Source organism: Maribellus luteus (genome assembly GCF_003576475.1).
GTDB lineage: Bacteria > Bacteroidota > Bacteroidia > Bacteroidales > Prolixibacteraceae > Draconibacterium > Draconibacterium luteum.
In genome coordinates this window covers 121,319-137,396 of record NZ_QWGR01000010.1, presented here as the reverse complement: position 1 = coordinate 137,396, position 16,078 = coordinate 121,319, and the positions used below count along the sequence as shown (strand labels likewise).

At 44.0% G+C, this 16,078-nt stretch carries 14 protein-coding genes; 7 read left to right on the top strand and 7 right to left on the bottom strand.

From position 1 onward, the window contains the following. Positions 1 to 100: 100 nt before the first annotated feature. Positions 101 to 877, bottom strand: coding sequence for a nucleoside triphosphate pyrophosphohydrolase (gene mazG / locus D1614_RS16620; protein WP_119439119.1), 777 nt, complete (start codon positions 875 to 877; stop codon positions 101 to 103). Between the two features lie 216 nt (positions 878 to 1,093). Here mazG and D1614_RS16615 point away from each other — a divergent pair, with 216 nt between their 5' ends. The 5 genes from D1614_RS16615 (at position 1,094) to D1614_RS16595 (ending at position 6,944) form a co-directional block, all read left to right on the top strand. Next, a complete protein-coding gene (locus tag D1614_RS16615) occupies positions 1,094 to 2,092 on the top strand; it encodes a PhoH family protein (RefSeq protein ID WP_119439093.1) in 999 nt (332 codons plus the stop codon). Positions 2,093 to 2,206: 114 nt separating this feature from the next. Beyond that, a complete protein-coding gene (locus D1614_RS16610) occupies positions 2,207 to 3,151 on the top strand; it encodes a phosphoribosylaminoimidazolesuccinocarboxamide synthase (RefSeq protein ID WP_119439092.1) in 945 nt (314 codons plus the stop codon). 65 nt (positions 3,152 to 3,216) lie between these two features. Next, entirely contained in the window at positions 3,217 to 3,726 is a 510-nt protein-coding gene (locus D1614_RS16605) for a TlpA family protein disulfide reductase (protein WP_119439091.1), read from the top strand. A gap of 525 nt (positions 3,727 to 4,251) precedes the next feature. After that, entirely contained in the window at positions 4,252 to 5,451 is a 1,200-nt protein-coding gene (locus tag D1614_RS16600) for a S8 family peptidase (protein ID WP_119439090.1), read from the top strand. Between the two features lie 260 nt (positions 5,452 to 5,711). Further along, positions 5,712 to 6,944, top strand: a complete 1,233-nt coding sequence (locus tag D1614_RS16595) for a S8 family peptidase (protein WP_206610054.1) — start codon at positions 5,712 to 5,714, stop codon at positions 6,942 to 6,944. Positions 6,945 to 6,989: 45 nt separating this feature from the next. Here D1614_RS16595 and D1614_RS16590 read toward each other — a convergent pair whose 3' ends face one another. Together D1614_RS16590 and lgt are read right to left on the bottom strand one after the other, a co-directional pair. Then, entirely contained in the window at positions 6,990 to 8,063 is a 1,074-nt protein-coding gene (locus tag D1614_RS16590; RefSeq protein WP_119439089.1) for a serine hydrolase domain-containing protein, read from the bottom strand. Positions 8,064 to 8,123: 60 nt separating this feature from the next. Beyond that, positions 8,124 to 8,963: a prolipoprotein diacylglyceryl transferase gene (gene lgt, locus D1614_RS16585; RefSeq protein ID WP_119439088.1), complete on the bottom strand. Its 840-nt coding sequence runs from the start codon at positions 8,961 to 8,963 to the stop codon at positions 8,124 to 8,126. 168 nt (positions 8,964 to 9,131) lie between these two features. On the opposite strand from lgt, the gene trhO reads away from it, so the two are divergent. Both trhO and D1614_RS16575 read left to right on the top strand, forming a co-directional pair. Beyond that, positions 9,132 to 10,169, top strand: a complete 1,038-nt coding sequence (gene trhO, locus D1614_RS16580) for an oxygen-dependent tRNA uridine(34) hydroxylase TrhO (protein WP_119439087.1) — start codon at positions 9,132 to 9,134, stop codon at positions 10,167 to 10,169. Positions 10,170 to 10,301: 132 nt separating this feature from the next. After that, positions 10,302 to 11,285: a tRNA dihydrouridine synthase gene (locus D1614_RS16575; RefSeq protein ID WP_119439086.1), complete on the top strand. Its 984-nt coding sequence runs from the start codon at positions 10,302 to 10,304 to the stop codon at positions 11,283 to 11,285. A 76-nt stretch (positions 11,286 to 11,361) separates the two neighbouring features. On the opposite strand, the gene D1614_RS16570 is transcribed toward D1614_RS16575, so the two are convergent. From D1614_RS16570 to ilvC, 4 genes are all read right to left on the bottom strand, one after another. After that, positions 11,362 to 11,949, bottom strand: coding sequence for a DUF2202 domain-containing protein (locus tag D1614_RS16570; RefSeq protein WP_119439085.1), 588 nt, complete (start codon positions 11,947 to 11,949; stop codon positions 11,362 to 11,364). 47 nt (positions 11,950 to 11,996) lie between these two features. Further along, on the bottom strand, positions 11,997 to 13,256 hold the full coding sequence (locus D1614_RS16565; RefSeq protein ID WP_119439084.1) for a hypothetical protein: 1,260 nt from the start codon (positions 13,254 to 13,256) through the stop codon (positions 11,997 to 11,999). Between the two features lie 172 nt (positions 13,257 to 13,428). Then, positions 13,429 to 13,896 (bottom strand): response regulator transcription factor, encoded by a 468-nt coding sequence (locus D1614_RS25765; RefSeq protein WP_162304540.1) that lies wholly within the window; start codon positions 13,894 to 13,896, stop codon positions 13,429 to 13,431. Positions 13,897 to 14,522: 626 nt separating this feature from the next. Next, positions 14,523 to 15,998 carry a ketol-acid reductoisomerase gene (gene ilvC / locus D1614_RS16555; protein WP_119439082.1) on the bottom strand — a complete coding sequence of 492 codons (1,476 nt, stop codon included), beginning with the start codon at positions 15,996 to 15,998 and terminating at the stop codon, positions 14,523 to 14,525. Positions 15,999 to 16,078 lie beyond the last annotated feature (80 nt).

Genomic DNA, 16,078 nt, shown 5'->3' with positions numbered 1-16,078 from the left:
GGAGCAGACAAACAACCCCATTTTCCCCAACAATAATTTAGACTATGCGAACATCAAATCTAAAAACTGCCCACTACGACTGAAGACCTCTAACTAAAACCTACTCCTCTTTCTTCGCCTCTTCCCAAATCTCGTCCATTTCGGCCAGGCTCATGTCATGCAGATTTTTACCTTTTAAAAGTGTTTGGCTTTCGAGGTAATTAAAGCGTTTAATGAATTTCAGGTTGGTGCGTTCGAGCGCGGCCTCCGGATCGATCCCGTACAAACGGGCCGCATTCACCATGGCAAAAAACAGGTCGCCAAATTCGGCTTCCATCTTGTCTTCGTCCACTTTATCAATTTCGTGGCTCAGCTCGTTCACTTCTTCCCTCACTTTCTCCCACACCTGTTCGCGGTATTCCCAATCGAAACCTACGCCACTGGCTTTTTCCTGAATACGGTTGGCTTTAACCAGCGCCGGCATGGCTGTTGGCACACCTTCCAACACACGTTTGTTGCCGCCTTTTTCTTTTAGTTTGAGTGCCTCCCAGTTTTCTACCACTGTCCGCGCCGAACCATCCACATCGGTATCACCAAAAACATGCGGATGCCGGTAAACCAGCTTTTTATTGATTCCTTCCAACACATCGCCCATGTCGAAAGCGCCTTTCTCTGCCCCTATCTTCGCATAAAAAACAATGTGCAACATCAAATCGCCCAATTCCTTTTTGATTTCCTGAAGATCGTTCTTCAGAATGGCATCTCCCAACTCATAAGTCTCTTCAATCGTTAATTTCCGCAGCGACTCCAGCGTTTGTTCCTTGTCCCACGGACATTTTTCGCGGAGCTCATCCATTATCGCAAGTAATTCTTTAAAAGCCTCTATTTTTCGTTCCATCGTTTGCTGTTTAATATTCCCGAAATTAACGAATCTCATCAATCGGGGTTGAAGTAATCGGGCAAAGTTATTGAAAATTAAAAATCAAACAGGTTTTGTATCCTGCAAGAAAAAATTGTTTTGCGAAAACGTTCGTACAGACCTTTTACGATCAGTGCCCAACACACAAATTTATTTTGTAATTTTGGGCACATTCAAAAACAATAGAAGAAGCACTTGGATAAACAAATATTACTGGAAGGAATTGACCCGCTGGAGTTTTTCGGGATCAATAATGCGAAGATCGAACTGATAAAGAAACTCTTTCCCAAGATCAACATTGTAGCCCGTGGCAATGCCCTCTTTGTTCAGGGCGAGCCCAAAGAAATAAAAGCATTTGAGAAGAAGTTTGCGCTTATTTTGGATCATTATTATCAATACAATATTCTTACGGAAGAAATTATTATTGAATTGATGCAAAGTGGTGTTTCTTCGATGGAAGAAAACGGCGGAAGCGAACCCGACATCATTGTTTTTGGCAACAGCGGGAAACCGGTGAGAGCACGTACTCCCAACCAACACAGGTTGCTGGAAGAATCGGCTAAAAACGATCTGATTTTTGCGATCGGCCCTGCCGGAACCGGCAAAACCTACACCGCCATTGCACTGGCAGTCAGGGCACTAAAAAACAAGGAGATCCGCAAAATTATACTGAGCCGCCCGGCTGTGGAAGCCGGTGAAAACCTGGGTTTTTTACCCGGCGATCTGAAGGATAAGATTGACCCGTACCTGCAACCTCTTTACGATGCTTTGCAGGACATGATTCCACTTAAAAAGCTGGAAGAATTCATGAAAGACGGAACCATTCAGATTGCTCCGCTGGCATTTATGCGTGGACGAACACTAAGCAATGCTTATGTGATTCTGGACGAAGCGCAGAATACCACGATCAACCAGCTGAAAATGTTTCTGACCCGAATGGGCTTGAATGCCAAGTTCATCATCACGGGCGACATTACGCAGATCGACCTGCCCAGAAAAAGTCATTCGGGTTTGATCCAGGCACTGAAAATTCTGAAAAAGATCGAAGGCATTTCAACCATTCATTTTGACAAAAAAGACATTGTCCGTCACCGTTTGGTGCGCGATATTGTGGATGCCTACGACAAACACCAGGAAGAGAGAGAAAGGGAGAAGGAAAAGGCGGAGGCTGAGGAAAAGCAAGGAAAAAAGTAGCTGTTCAGAACGAGTAATAAAAACTTTAAACTTTTGCGCGCTAAATTTGTATAAAAAACAACTCCCAACGAACAACTGGAAATTTAAAATTCAATCATAATTAAAAACAATACAATGAGTAACGCATTAACAAAAACCGAGTTTAACTTTCCGGGCCAGAAAAGCTTTTACAAAGGAAAAGTACGCGACGTGTACAACATCAACGACGATTACCTGGTAATGGTGGTTTCCGACCGTATTTCGGCATTCGATGTGGTGCTGCCCAAAGGAATTCCTTACAAAGGACAAGTGTTGAACCAGATTGCCGAAAAGTTTCTGGATGCCACTTCTGATATTGTTCCTAACTGGAAAATTGAATCGCCCGATCCAAACGTAACCGTTGGACACATGTGCGAACCCTATAAAGTTGAAATGGTGATCCGCGGATACCTTACCGGCCATGCGTGGCGCGAGTACAGTGCCGGAAAAAGAATGCTTTGCGGTGTTGCAATGCCCGAAGGAATGGTGGAAAACCAGAAATTCCCGGAACCAATTCTGACACCAACTACCAAAGCCGACGAAGGCCACGACGAAGATATTTCGAGAGAAGATATTATTGCGCAGGGCTTGGTTGACAAGGCCGAGTACGAAATGCTGGAAGATTATACCCGTAAACTTTTTCAGCGCGGAACTGAAATGGCTGCCGAGAAAGGTTTGATTTTGGTTGATACCAAATACGAATTTGGCAAGAAAGACGGAAAGATCTACCTGATCGACGAAATTCATACACCCGACTCGTCACGTTATTTTTATGCTGAAGGCTACCAGGAAAGACTGGAAAAAGGCGAAAAGCAAAAACAGCTTTCCAAAGAGTTTGTTCGCCAGTGGCTGATCGAGAACGGCTTCCAGGGCAAAGACGGGCAAACCATTCCGGAAATGAGCGAAGAATTTGTCAATTCGGTTTCGGATCGTTACATCGAACTTTTCGAGAACATTACCGGCGACACTTTTGTGAAGTCTGACACATCGGCGATTAACGGGCGAATTGAAAAGGCCGTTAATGATTTTCTGAAGAAATAATTAACCAATACCAAGTCATTGCGCCACAATACAGGCGCAATGGCTTTTATAATTTACATTCCACGATGAAACAACTACTTTTAATCTTCACCCTGTTTTTCCTCACCACCGTTTTATATGCTCAGGATGAATTCACTTTGGCCAAACAAGGAGAAGCTGCGCCTGATTTCACTTTTGAAACAGCACCCGGAAAAACAGTAAAACTTTCGGATTTAAAAGGAAAAGTAGTCTGGATTAATTTTTTTGCCACCTGGTGTCCTCCCTGCCGGAAAGAACTTCCCCATTTACAAACAGAGGTTTACGACCAGTACAAAAACAACGACGACTTTGTACTCATTATTCTGGGGCGCGAACACTCTTGGGACGAGCTTAATAAATTCAAGAAAGAACAAAATTTCACCATGCCTTTTTCTCCCGATCACGGAAGAAAAGTGTTCTCGCTCTATGCCCAACAAAACATTCCGCGAAATTTTATTGTCGACAAAGAGGGCAATATCGCCTACTCTTCCATTGGCTTTAACGAGGAAGATTTTGCCAAAATAAAAGCGACCGTTGCCAAACTACTGGCCAAATAGCAAGCGAACAAAAACCTTTTATCCCCCTTTGTAAGCTACTGCTCTCTTTTATGTATGATGAAAATTGATGTGAGGGATAAAACTCCTTGCAGCTGGTGGAAGAACTATGCCAATACACCTATCAGTTTTCTGTACAGAAAATAAAACCCACATCATCCCTCACTGCGCCCAAAATCCACGTCTGGCAGAAATTCGGCTAAATGATTTAACTTAGAACAAGAAGTAGCCCGGTTAGAAGCATAAACGAAGAACATGCGCTTTTCTTTGCCGTATTACATCAGGTCAGTCTCCCTGAAAAAATGCAATATAAGCAGGCCAAAGCTTACAAAAAGTCAATTCACATTTCCCATCCTTCCATTTCATTTCTCTGAACACCAACGACAATATTGGCAATCACCCCAAAACTCATCAAATAAAAGTGCTTACAGAACCTATCTTTTATTGACCAAATGTCAATAAAAACAAAATATATTATGTATATTGTAAAGGACAAACTCATTCAATCATCTCACTCAACAATTAAAAATGAAAAAAACGCTGTTTAAATTATTCGCATTGGCGTTGGTATTAACGTTGGCGAATGCATGTAACGACGCATTGGTACCCGATGGCGTTGAAGAAAGTATCGAACTAAAATCAGCGAACAGTGCTCTAAAGAGTTACATCGTTGTTTTACAGGACGCTGATCTTAACCTTGAACTGACAAAATTAAAAGGTTATGAGAAGAAACAACTAGCCGTACGATCAGCCTCGGAAAAGATCATTCAAAGAACCGGTGTTTCCGGAGCTGAAATTACCTTTACGTACGGAACAGCTGTAAAAGGTTTTGCAGTAAAAATGGCTCCCGGGCAATTGAAAAAACTGGAGAGCGATCCTTCTGTAAAATATATTAATGAAGACCAGGTAATCACCTTGGTTCAACCTTATGTAAAAACAAAAGTTAAACCTGCACCGCAACCAACAGCAGAAGTTACTCCCTGGGGAATTGCGCGTGTTAACGGCGGTGTTACTTATACCGGAAACAATAAAATATGGATCATCGATACAGGAATCGACCTGGATCACCCCGATCTGAATGTTGATTTGGTAAACGGATGGAATTTCGTTGCAAACACGCAGGTTGCTGACGATGACAACGGGCACGGATCGCATTGTGCAGGTACCGCTGCGGCTATTGATAACTCGGAAGGTGTAATTGGCGTAGCTGCCGGTGCTACAGTGGTTCCGGTGAAGGTTCTAAACCGAAGAGGATCGGGCTCGTATTCGGCGATCATTGCCGGAGTTGATTGGGTAGCCGATCATGCAGCCATTGGCGATGTGGCCAACATGAGTCTTGGTGGAGGCTATGATGCTACCTTAAATTCAGCCGTGGAAACAGCTGCCGCTCTTGGTATTAAGTTCTCGCTTGCCGCCGGTAACGAAAGTACTGATGCCAACACCAAATCGCCGGCCAGTGCCAACGGAGCAAACATCTATACCATTTCAGCCAGCGACGTGAATGATAATTGGGCCTATTTCTCCAATTACGGCAATCCTCCCGTTGATTTTTGCGAACCAGGCTACAGCATTTATTCTACCTACAAAGGTGGTGGTTACACTACTATGAGTGGAACATCGATGGCTGCACCTCATGCTGCCGGTATCCTATTGCTAGGTAATATAAAACCCGATGGGACAGTAAATGGAGATCCTGATGGGAACCCGGATACTATTGGAGTTCATTAGAAAATAAATCATACTAAAAGGCAAACCCGGGTGAATATCATCCGGGTTTCTTTTTATGCATATTTCCTGACACCAAACCGACTTAACACTCCACTATACCACAAACAAAAGATATCCTTATCTGCTGAAATTAAACAAAATACCACCTGATCTGTTTGAAAGAAAACGTAGAGTTATTTTGTAACATATAACAAACCTGATTACGTAAGCACTTACAATAAAAAACAAACTCTATCTATTAATTCAAACTTACAATGAAAATGAAAAAAACGCTGTTTAAACTGTTCGCATTGGCTTTGGTATTAACCTTTGGCAATGCATGTAACGACGCATTGGTAACCGAAGATCTGGAAGAAAACCTGGAGCTGAAATCGGCCAACACTGCAAAGAAAGGCTACATTGTAGTTTTACAGGACGCTGACATTGATCTTGAACTTTCAAGCCTAAAAGGCTACGAAAAGAAACAGCTTGCCATGAAGGCAGCTACCGGCAAAATTCTGAAACGGGCCGGCATAAGTGATGCTGAAGTAGGCCATGTTTTCGGATCTGCTTTAAAAGGTTTTTCTGTTAAGATTGCCCCCGGGCAGCTAAAAAAATTGCAGGACGATCCATCGGTAAAGTACATTGAAGAAGACCGCATCATTTCCCTCGGCTTGCCCGATATAGAAGCGAAAAAAGGAAAACCCGGAGGTGGAGGTACTACCAGTCCGGCCCAGCAAACACCCTGGGGAATAAGCCGTGTAAATGGAATAACAAATTACACAGGCACCAAAAAAGCCTGGGTCGTTGACTCAGGTGTTGACCTGGATCATCCTGATTTGAATGTAAATACCAGCTTAAGCCGAAGTTTTATTATTGGAGGAAAAACAACTACTCCGGACGATGAAAACGGCCATGGATCGCATGTGGCGGGAACAATCGCTGCTAAAAACAATTCGATTGGAGTGATCGGAGTGGCCCCCGGAGCCCAGGTAGTTTCCTGCCGGGTACTCGATCGTCGCGGTAGTGGTAGTTTCTCCTGGACAGTGGCAGCACTCGACTACATTGCAACCGATGGCGTTGGAACCGCCGGCGATGTGGTCAATATGAGCCTAGGACCATCATCGCGCTATATTGATTCGTCGGTTGATGCAGCTGTGCAGGCAGTGGCAGCCAAAGGAATCAAACTCTCGATTGCAGCGGGTAACGAAAGTGATGATTGTTTCTATTATTCTCCAGCCCACAACAACGGACCCAATATTTACACCGTTTCGGCCATGTGGGAAAGCGACCGCTTTGCAACCGAGTTTTCGAACTTTGGATCGCCGGTTGATTATGCTGCACCCGGTGTGTATATTCTTTCAACCTACAAAAACGGAGGCTATGAAACCTTACACGGAACATCCATGGCAGCCCCTCACGTTGCTGGAATATTGCTTTTGGGGAATGTTTCTACCGATGGTCATGTAACATCCGATCCGGATGGAAATCCAGATCCTATTGCCGTTCATTAATATTGAACAACACGATATTTAACCCGGATTCAAACTCCGGGTTTTTTATTGCTTTTTAGTTAAAAGAATCTCAGCCACTTTGTGCAGTTCTTTCCCCACTTTTGCGCGGGTGTCGTTGGTAATTACAGCAACAACCATCTTTTCTTCCGGATAAATAATCAGGTTACTGCAACCACCTACCGAGCCGCCTCCGTGTCCGTAATAAGGCCTTCCGTATTCATCAACACCCGAAAAGAACCCCATGCCGTATTCGGTCTTTTCGCCGTTTTTCAAACTCTGCGGCGTAACCAGTTGTTGCTTTACTTCTTCTGAAAAAAGTGTATTCTGAAGCATTGCATTTCCAAACTTCACCAGATCTTCCGAAGTGGAAATAAAACCGCCGCCTGCCCATTTGTAGCTGTTATCGACATACGGCGCATTGATCACTTTTCCTTCTGCCATATCGTAATAACCGGCGCGGTAAAGTATCAGTGAATCCATGTGTTCGGCCAAAGTCTCTGTCATTCCCAGCGGATCAAAAACCCGGGTTTGCATAAAATGAAGGAAGTCCTCCCCTGCTGCCCCTTCAATTACGGCGCTCAAAAGATTAAACCCGTAACTCGTATAACGGTAAGCAGTACCGGGCTCAAACAGCAAGGTATCGTTCATAAAAATTTCCAGTCCTTCGTTGACCGTTGGATAATATTTCGACGACAGAAACTCATCGCCGTTGTAATGCCGTATTCCGGCCTGATGACCCGCTACCTGCCGGGTGGTCATCGCATATTTCTTCTCGGGGAAATAGGGTGCGTATTTTTGTACCGGGGCATCCAAGTCAATCTTTCCCTCTTCGATCAAAACACCCAAGGCAGCTGCAGTAAGGGCTTTGGAAATACTTCCGATCCGGAATTTGGTTTTGTCGGGATAAACAGGCACCTGCTGTTCGTAATTCCCGAGTCCAAAACCTTTTGAAAACACGGTGGCGCCGTCAACAGAAACCGTTGCGGTCCACCCCACCGACTCACTTTCGGTTCGCAGTTGTTCAATGTACTCTTCAAGCTCTTTTTGTTTGGGATCTTCTGTTTGACAGGCGCACAAAAACAGGGTGCCTAGTAACAGAATTGTGATCATTGATTTCATAAGCACTTGGTTTTTATTACTAAAAAAGGAATTATCTCAAAAATACGAAAATCCGATGTATTATTTGTCTTCCAAGCTCTTAGCCGTTTTTCTGATCCCATAAAAAAGAAAGCCGGCACCAATAAGCACATATGGAATACTAAGGATCTGCCCCATGTCGAGTTTCATACTTTCCTCAAAAGCTACCTGCCGTTCTTTAAGGAATTCAATAAAAAACCGCGCGGTAAAAATGAGCAGAAGGGCAAGCCCGAAAAAAGCCCCGTTCCTGAGGTACCTGCGTTTGGTTAGGTACAGCGAAAAAGTAATTCCAAAAATCAGAAAATAGGCCAAAGCCTCGTAAAGCTGCGCCGGATGCCGTGGAATATTATCCACCCGTTCAAAAACAAAAGCCCATGATTGGGTAGTGGGCATTCCCAGAATTTCGGAGTTCATCAGGTTTGCCAGGCGAATAAAAGCGCCGCCCAATGCAGCCACCACTGCAATTAAATCAATGGCATCGAGTAAACGATGTTTGGTTTTTCTTGAATAGATAATCAGCGCCACAATTAACCCCAGTGCGCCACCGTGGCTCGCCAGTCCCTGGTAGCCGGTAAATTTGATACCACCACCCTCCGGAAATTTAAATGGCAGAATCATTTCCAACGGATGCGACAGGTAATAGCCAGGTTCGTAGAACAAACAATGGCCAAGCCGGGCACCCGCCAAAATACCGATAATCCCATACAGCGAAAGCTTTTCCAGGTTTTCTGCCGGAATGTTTTCGCGCTTAAACATCCACCCCAGAATATACAGGCATAAAATCAATCCGCCTACAAACAAAAGCCCGTAGTATCGGATCGAAATTCCAAAAACATTTACAATCTCAGGATCAGGGTTCCAATGAATATAGTTTAGGATCATTCCGGGCTCGTTTAGTTATTAAGTTTCAGGTTCAATGCGGCTAAATTTAAAGAACTTTCGTTCGCCTGCAAATTATATTTCACGCAAATATTTTAAGAATAAATCCTCCTTTGTTCTTTTTCTCAAAATACCTATTTTTGCACGGCAGTTTTTAAAACGATTTTAACGATGCATTTGTACAACCGTATTAATAAGGAAGAGCTAAAACAACGTTTAGCAGAAGAAAATTTTCAACGCTTAACCATATCGTTGTATCGCTATTTTATTCTGGATGATCCGCAAGCATTTCGCGACGAGTTGTTTCGCGACTGGTTTCCCTTAGGTTGCTTTGGCCGTATTTACGTGGCCCGCGAAGGAATAAATGCGCAGATGAGCGTTCCTGAACACAACTGGGAGGCTTTTTTGGAAACATTGCAAAAGCACGAGATCTTCCGTGAAATTCCGATAAAGTATGCGATTGAAGACGATGGAAAATCGTTTTACAAACTCACCATTAAAGTGCGCCCCAAACTGGTGGCCGATGGTTTGGACGACGATGCCTACGATGTCACCAATGTGGGGACTCATTTAAGCGGCGTTGATTTTCATAACCACATTGGGCAGGAAAATACGGTGGTAGTGGATATGCGTAACTATTACGAAAGTGAGATCGGGCATTTTGAAGGAGCCATTTGCCCCGAAGCCGATACATTTCGCGAAGAGCTGGAGATTGTCACCGATTTGCTGGAAGACCAGAAAGACAAAAAAATCCTGCTTTACTGTACCGGCGGAATTCGCTGCGAAAAAGCCAGTGCCTATTTAAAACACCAAGGCTTCAACGATGTAAACCAATTGCACGGCGGAATTCTGGAATATGCCCGCCAGGTAAAAGCAGCCGGACTGGAATCGAAATTTCTGGGTAAAAACTTTGTGTTCGACGAACGTTTGGGCGAAAGCGTAAACGGGCAGATCATTTCGCGCTGTCATCAGTGTGGAGTTGCCTGCGACACACACACCAACTGCGCAAACGACGGTTGTCATATCCTGTTTATTCAATGTCCGGAATGTGCCGGGAAATACCACGGTTGCTGTACGCCCGAGTGTGCCCATGAAAAAGAGAACGGAACCGGACGCTCGGCGAAAGACCGTATTGTTTTTGGCAACAGCCGGAAATACCGAAAGAGCCTGTCGCTAATTAAGGCAGAGCGGGAGAAGGCTGAAGTTTAACAAAGTTTCATTTTGAGCGTCATCCCGAACTTGATTCGGGATCCTCTTAAAAGCGCAGTCAAATTCAGATTCGTCAACCGACGAACCGAATGACTTTCCTCGTATTTAAACAATTCCTATTTTTGCACCGCAATGAGTAATTTCTGGAACGAATTAAAAGGCCCCGTGTTTTCGCTGGCTCCCATGGAGGATGTCACCGATACTGTTTTTCGCGAAATCGTAATGGGGATGGCTGCTCCGGGTAGACTTCACGTGGTTTTCACCGAGTTTACCTCTGTAGAAGGGATGAACCACCCGGTAGGCCGCGAGCGGGTTTCTGAACGTCTAATAGTGAACGACTCGGAGCGGGAACTGCTCAAAAAACTTAACATCAAACTGGTGGCTCAAATCTGGGGGCGCGATCCGGAAATCTACCACAACATTGCCCGGTACATCACCGAAAACTACGATTTCGATGGCATCGATATCAATATGGGATGCCCGGTAAAAAAGGTGTTCAAAATTGGAGCGTGCAGCGCGCTGATTGGCGACCCGCAACGTGCCAGGGAAATTGTACTGGCTACCAAAGAAGGTACATCGCTGCCCGTTAGCGTAAAAACCCGTACCGGAATAAAAGAACACATTACCGAAAACTGGATCGGCAATTTACTGGAAGTTGATCCGGCTGCCATTATTCTTCACGGAAGAACCCAGCGCATGCAATCGGAAGGCGAAGCCAGCTGGGATGAAATTGCGAAAGCTGTTCAGCTAAAAAACAGCCTGAAACCGCATATTCCTTTTCATGGAAACGGCGATGTTTTTTCCTATGAACAGGGCTTGGATCGCATTCGGGAAACTGGAGTAGACGGAGTAATGGTCGGGCGCGGTATCTTTCAGAATCCGTGGTTCTTCAACCCCGAAAAAACAGATATTTCGAAAGATGAGCGGATTGAAAAATTACTGGAGCACACGCGATTGTTTGAATCTACGTGGAGCCCCGACAAAAACTTCAACATACTGAAACGCTTCTACAAAATTTACCTGAACAGCTTTCCGGGGGCGGCCAAAATGCGCGCCGATCTGATGGAAGTAAAAGATTACAGCGAGGTTTACTCCTATTTTAATACGGTAATGTAGCGAAACACAAAGCCGCTTTCTTACAGCGGAAAGCGACTTTGTAAGAAATGAGCCCGACCAAATTCATTACAGCCGTTTAATTCTGTTTCGATTCTACTTTATCCAGTATCCGTTCAAATGAACTCAAATGATTGTAGGAACCGTTCAACAGGTGACTGTAAACCTGCTTTACATTTTTCAGATCGGTAATCTCAATCAGGCCAGAGATATCTTCTATATCAGCACTTTCAATTAAAACGCCTGCATTCAAGGCTGAAGCTAGATCCGTTATGCTGGCCATCAGGTCGTTATAAAATGTTTGCAGTTCCTCGTTGTTAAATTGCCCGGAGATCTCTGTTGCCGAATCTTCCAATTTATAATACGTAATAAGTCGCAGCATGGCATCCATATGTTTCTGCTCGCTGGTGGCAATGTTCAGAAAAACCTGATGACCAAAGTCGACGTACAACTGCTCATAAACATCATGTGCAAGCTTTTCTTCTTCGCGCATAAACAAAATACCAAGCGAATCGGCTTCAGTTAATTCAACAGATTTCTTCACTGAACCTTTCTTTAATTCAACATCGTCAATCGATTCGTCAATTTGACTAAAAGGACCTTCACAGCTTCCAAACAGTAATAAAACGGAAGCCAGTAACAAAAAATGAATTTTAATCGTTTTCATTTTGCCTGTTTTTTAATGATGGATTTAGATTTTAACTGAAAGGCTTTTTATTTCCGTCCGCCTTTGTTTTCGCCGCCACCTCGTTCGAGAATTGTGACGTCGATATAAGTGAGATTGTTTTCATAGTCCATTACGGCTGTGCCTCCGCCTTCATCTCCACTTTCTTCTGATTCGGCCAGCATAATTTCAGCTTCCACCGCTTCTTCCAGCGGAATTAAAATTTGGGTTACACCTTCGGTAAAGAATGTATTCAGCTTTGTTCCACTGTTTTCATCAAAACTGAAAGTTATCCGATAAACCCCTGCGGGAGTGCGGATTAAGCTACCGTCAACAGGAGTATCATCATTCAGTTGACGGACATTCCAGGTGTATCCGTAAATAATCCTGCCTTTTACGTTAATCTCTGCAGAATAGAACCCCGGGCCGTCGCCACCTTCGTGTACCGAACCGTTAAAAATATGATCGCCAATTATATCACCTATGGTGTCGTTGGGTTCTATCCAACCTTCACCAGGTACCCAAATTAACGAGTCGAGCAAGGGGCTGTCTTCTGCAACAAGTATCTTTTGGATCGTAAGTCTCGCACAGTGGGAATAGACCGTTGACCTTGTTCCTTCACCCAGTAAAGGCACACCGTTTAAATCGGTAGCTAATCCGTGCACCTCATCAATGCCCCAACCATCGGTGTGACGCATTTGGTATTCCAACATAGGTTCTGTCAAATCCTCAAACAAAACCACTTCTGTGCGAACCTGCGAACGCGTATACCAATCTACCGATTCGAGGTTATCTCCCCAGTCAACCCAGTGAATATCAACCGGCGAGGCATCCCAATTGTCCGAACCGGCTTGCCAGAGGTTTTTGGGATCTTTTTGCAAATAGGCCCTTGCCAAAGGCAGCGGATTATCTGCGACAGGCTCTCCGGCAACAACCGTCAGTGACGAATCGGTGTAATCGTTACAGTAGGGTAAAACCATTGGATTAAGAGTAGTATCACTTTCCTCCGGATCGGGAGGACAACTGGCAGGGAAAATATCCGGATCGACACCATTGGTGCCCCACTGGTACCACCACACGCCTGAAAGATTGGTAACGCCCACAGTTCCCGGTAAAGCTTTTGCCACACCATCTGACCAAATTACCGGATACGAAAGGTTATTGCCTGCTTCTACAGTGGGATCAGGCTTACCTTTTTTCAAACTCATCGTTTCTGCCGACTGATCGCTAAATTCTTCGTTCATACATTGCGCGGCTACGATCGCCAGGATGAACAAAATCAATACAAAATAAAGGCTTTGCTTTTTCATAACATTGAATTTAATTGTTTAATTACTTTGATACAGGCAAGTGAAGAGGGCAGTGGAAACACAACGGCACGAATTGAATAAAATAAATTTACAACAACTCTATTTTCCTATCAATCCGCAAACCGATGAAAAAAAAGTACTAAAAGACGAGAAAAAGTAACCGAAAGTGGTATTAATTGAGCTGACCAATAAACTTTTTATAACAGCAACCGCAATAATCGGTTTCTTCGCTCAAAAGATTTTGCCGGCATGCCAAACGAAGTAAACATAACAAACTTTTCGCCTTGAATTTCTGAAGCAAATTTCGACGGTGGGTTTTTACGGTAGAGGGACTAATGGATAAATCGTCCGCAATTTCGGATGTTGTTTTCATCTCAGCCAAAAGAGTCAAAATTTGCTTTTCGCGTTTACTTATCCTTACTTCCTCCATGTCGGAGCTATCGTTAAAAATCAGGTTTGCAACCAGCGAGGAATAGTATTTTTTATCGTCGGCAACTTGCTTCAGGGCAAAAATAAGTTCTTCGGCATCGCTGCATTTTAACACAATACCCTGGATCTTTTCATGTCGAATTAAGCGAAGAATGTACTTATTAACCATATTGGTTACCAGAAGAGTTTTGATGCTGCTGTCATGGATCATTTCATTATTTCTTATGAATTGATCCAAGTTTTGGCATGGCCAGTTGAATTCAAGAATGAGAATATCAGGATTCGGGTGAGTTGATATAAGATCCTTGTTGCTTTGGGAGATAGGATACTTCCTGACTGAAAAATCGTGTCGAACAAGAATACTTTCCAAACCCTCACCAAACAACATATTTTGGTATAATATCAGTGCAAACGACGTTGCCATCCTTCTAAATACTTCTCTGCAAGTTATGAAAAATAAAGCAGACTCTTGGCAAAACAAGCCATCAATTCGCCATTTTACGAACGATACAATTTACTGACAAACAGATTTTTGACACAGTACAAAGGAACAGAACCTCTGAAATAAAATTTAATGCAGCTTCCGGCGTTTCGTCTAAAAAACAAGTAGTTTTTCGGCTATAACAGCAAAAGGTATTATCCCGAAATAAGCCTTATCATTTCCTCGTGGCTCCCCGGTGAAAGGGAAAAAGCACCTACAGTCATTGTGGTGGAGAATAACCTCTGGCTCTTTTGAAAAGACAATATTCAAGCTTTAGTGGGAGCTAAAATTGAAAAATAAAAGCCTGCCCCAAACGGAGCAGGCTTCAATTATGAAAAGTCTGTTTTTCTTTTTTCCTAGATGATCGATTTCATTGCGCCCATTGCTTCGCGCAACTCTGCACCAATAATTTCCACATCGTGGTAACGGATTTCTTCGTTGATATCGATCAATTCCTTGTTATCCACATGCGCATCGATTCCTGCGTTGAAGTTTTTACCAATCAGGTTGGTTTCAATTTTCTTCATGAAATCGGCCAGCAAAGGCTTGCAGGCATGGTCGAACAGGTAACAACCGTATTCGGCCGTATCAGAAATGGTACGGTTCATTTCGTACAGTTTCTTACGGGCAATGGTGTTGGCGATAAGTGGCGTTTCATGCAACGATTCGTAGTAAGCTGATTCTTCCTTGATGCCTGATTCAGTCATTACTTCAAAAGCCAGTTCCACACCTGCTTTTACAAAAGCCACCATCAGTGTTCCGTTATCGAAATATTCCTGTTCGCTGATCTCCACATCACCGGCTGGTGTTTTCTCAAAAGCCGTTTCGCCTGTGGCAGCACGCCAGGTCAACAGTTTCGTGTCGTCGTTGGCCCAGTCTTCCATCATGGTTGACGAAAATGCGCCACTCATAATATCATCCATATGTTTTTCGAACAGCGGACGCATAATGTCTTTCAACTCCTGCGCCAGTTTAAAGGCTTCCACTTTTGCCGGATTCGACAAACGGTCCATCATATGTGTAATACCACCCAGTTTCAAGGCTTCGGTAATGGTTTCCCATCCGTATTGAACGAGTTTTGATGCATAACCGGGATCGATACCTTTTTCCACCATTTTGTCGAAACTCAGGATAGAGCCGGTTTGCAGCAATCCGCAAAGAATGGTTTGCTCGCCCATCAAGTCCGATTTCACCTCGGCAATAAACGACGACAAAAGAACACCAGCTTTGTGCCCACCTGTTCCGGCAGCATAAGCTTTGGCAATTTCCAGTCCGTCGCCATTCGGGTCGTTCTCACGGTGAACCGCGATCAAAGTAGGAACACCAAATCCGCGGACATATTCGGCACGAACTTCCGACCCCGGAGATTTTGGAGCTACCATAATTACCGTAATATCATCGCGCACCTGCATGCCTTCTTCCACAATGTTAAAACCGTGCGAATAAGCCAGGCAAGCACCTTTTTTCATCAAGGGAACGACTTTGTTCACCACCGGAGTATGTTGTTTATCCGGAGTAAGGTTCAGAACCAGGTCGGCTTTCGGAACCAGTTCCTCGAAAGTACCCACTTCAAAACCGTTTTCAGTTGCGTTTACATACGATGCACGTTTCTGCTCAATCGCTTCCTGACGCAATGCGTAGGCAACGTTTAACCCGCTGTCGCGCAGGTTTAAGCCCTGGTTCAATCCCTGGGCGCCACAACCTAAAACAACTATTTGTTTTCCTTTTAATTTTTCTACTCCGTTTGCAAATTCACTTTCTTCCATGAAATCGCATTTTCCCAGCTGGTCTAACTGAAGACGTAAGGGAAGTGAATTGAAATAATTTGCCATCTGTTTTATTTTTTAATGATTATTCGTCTGTTACGGCTGCCGGGAAACGCTGATAGCACCTTTCACGGCTTTACTTTACA